Genomic DNA, 1764 nt, shown 5'->3' on the forward strand with positions numbered 1-1764 from the left:
AGAGCTGTCTCAAGACTTCGTGATGATATGTCCTTATGCAAGATGATTGGGGTGTTTATTCAGACAGGTCGCTTTGATAAATGTGCAAAATACACACCTTACGTGATTATGCAGCTGCCCGAGCACTCCGACGATGTTTTAGAGATTACCCGTATAGCCATGCAGGCCATTGATGAAATATTCAAACCCGGCTTTAAGTATAAAAAGGCGGGAATCATCCTGATGGAGATTGTCCCGAAAGCAAAATTCTCCCCTGACCTATTTACCGATTATTCGCTACAGATTAAGCGAGCCAAGCTCTCCGACGCCTTAAATCACATCACCCACAAGTATGGCAAGAACACGCTGTCCTTGGGTTTATGCGGGCGCAAAGATGAGCACTGGCAAATGAATCAAGAACGCAAATCCCCGAACTACTTAACCGAATGGAATGAACTCGTTAGAGTGAGATAAGGCAATGCATATTTATAAACTTTCAAATGAACAATTGGCGCAGATTTTAATTCCAAAGCGTTTTGTACCGCCTACACCTGAAGAATTCAAAGACAAGAATATGGTCTATGTTTTTGACAGTGAGGATAAGTTTGAGCTGACTTATGATGAACTGGTGGAAATTATTGGTAAGGCGAGACAGGCTGGACCTAGAATGATTCCAGTGTTGGGAACAGTAAACTAAAACAATCAGCAGGAATACGGGTTTTAGAGAAATTGAACAATTAAAGTAGGTCAAAAATAAGAGATGAGTTAAGAGAAATTTTTATTCGTGGATGTAACGAGAAAATTGAGAAAAAAGGAGAAAATGTTGGGCTCTCCTTTTACGCTTTCTTCAGGAACAAAAACGATAACCCAGAACTATTGATGGAGGCTGCTCACTGGTGGATTATGAAACACAAATTAGATCACTTCGAGAAAGCAGTTAAAGTTAGGCAACTTGTTTTAGGTGAGTCAAAGTAATAAAAAACAATGATAGAGCGCTTAACTCTATCATGGTTTGATATAGGATATTGATTATTAAAATAAAAATTATAAAACAAAGTACAATATTAAAATCTTAGTCTTTAGCTAACATAATCTTCAGTTGATATTACTTGAGCATATGCAAATTCAAAAGCAGCCATTAATGTTGCATGGACATGACCAGCAGGTACTTTGATACCATTAAATTCTTGGTCTAGCGTTGCACAAGCATCATGAATAACTTTTACCTTGTAACCAAAATCAGAAGCAGCACGAACAGCAGCATCAACACACATATGGCTCATAGCACCAATCACGACTAACTCAGTCACTTGATTGCTATCTAAAATTTCTTTGAGATTCGTATTTAAGAACGCATTGATGTGATTTTTAATGATTACAGCTTCATCTTCTTGCGGCTTAACTGTGTCCTGAAATTCAATACTATTTGAGCTAGGTTCAAATATAGGAGATTCAGCATCAGCAATATGTTGCACATGAATCACTTGAGTACCCAGTTGACGGGCTTTCGCAATTACTTTCACTGCATTAGCAGCAGCTTGTTCAATATTTACCAATGGTAATTTACCTGTAGGTAGATATTCATTTTGTAAGTCGATAACTAATAAAGCTGATTTTGACATACCTATTCCTTTACTTAACTAATATTTGTTTTGTTCTACTTATGTTTTAAAGAAGTGGAATGCTTCCACTTCTTTAAGTCACTTTAGAAAGAAAGCGTTTCACCATCGATAGGAATTAAAACCTTATCTTGGATTCCTTTGTCCTTTACGTAATCTGCAAGCT

4 protein-coding genes are annotated in these 1764 nt (G+C 37.2%); 3 read left to right on the plus strand and 1 reads right to left on the minus strand.

Annotation, left to right across the window (positions count from 1 at the left end):
• The 3 genes from ACF8FD_RS02935 to ACF8FD_RS02945 all read left to right on the plus strand — a co-directional run.
• Nucleotides 1-453 (plus strand): DUF4113 domain-containing protein (locus tag ACF8FD_RS02935; RefSeq protein ID WP_392453119.1); only part of this gene is annotated, 453 nt, incomplete at its 5' end.
• Between the two features lie 4 nt (nucleotides 454-457).
• Nucleotides 458-676: a hypothetical protein gene (locus ACF8FD_RS02940; protein WP_005324296.1), complete on the plus strand. Its 219-nt coding sequence runs from the start codon at nucleotides 458-460 to the stop codon at nucleotides 674-676.
• Between the two features lie 56 nt (nucleotides 677-732).
• Complete coding sequence (locus ACF8FD_RS02945) at nucleotides 733-954, plus strand: DUF6500 family protein (RefSeq protein ID WP_205668144.1); 222 nt, start codon at nucleotides 733-735, stop codon at nucleotides 952-954.
• Between the two features lie 104 nt (nucleotides 955-1058).
• Here ACF8FD_RS02945 and ACF8FD_RS02950 read toward each other — a convergent pair whose 3' ends face one another.
• Complete coding sequence (locus ACF8FD_RS02950) at nucleotides 1059-1601, minus strand: cysteine hydrolase family protein (RefSeq protein ID WP_087014584.1); 543 nt, start codon at nucleotides 1599-1601, stop codon at nucleotides 1059-1061.
• Nucleotides 1602-1764: the final 163 nt, after the last annotated feature.

This window comes from Acinetobacter sp. TYF_19, assembly GCF_043105125.1.
Classification (GTDB): Bacteria; Pseudomonadota; Gammaproteobacteria; order Pseudomonadales; family Moraxellaceae; genus Acinetobacter; species Acinetobacter johnsonii.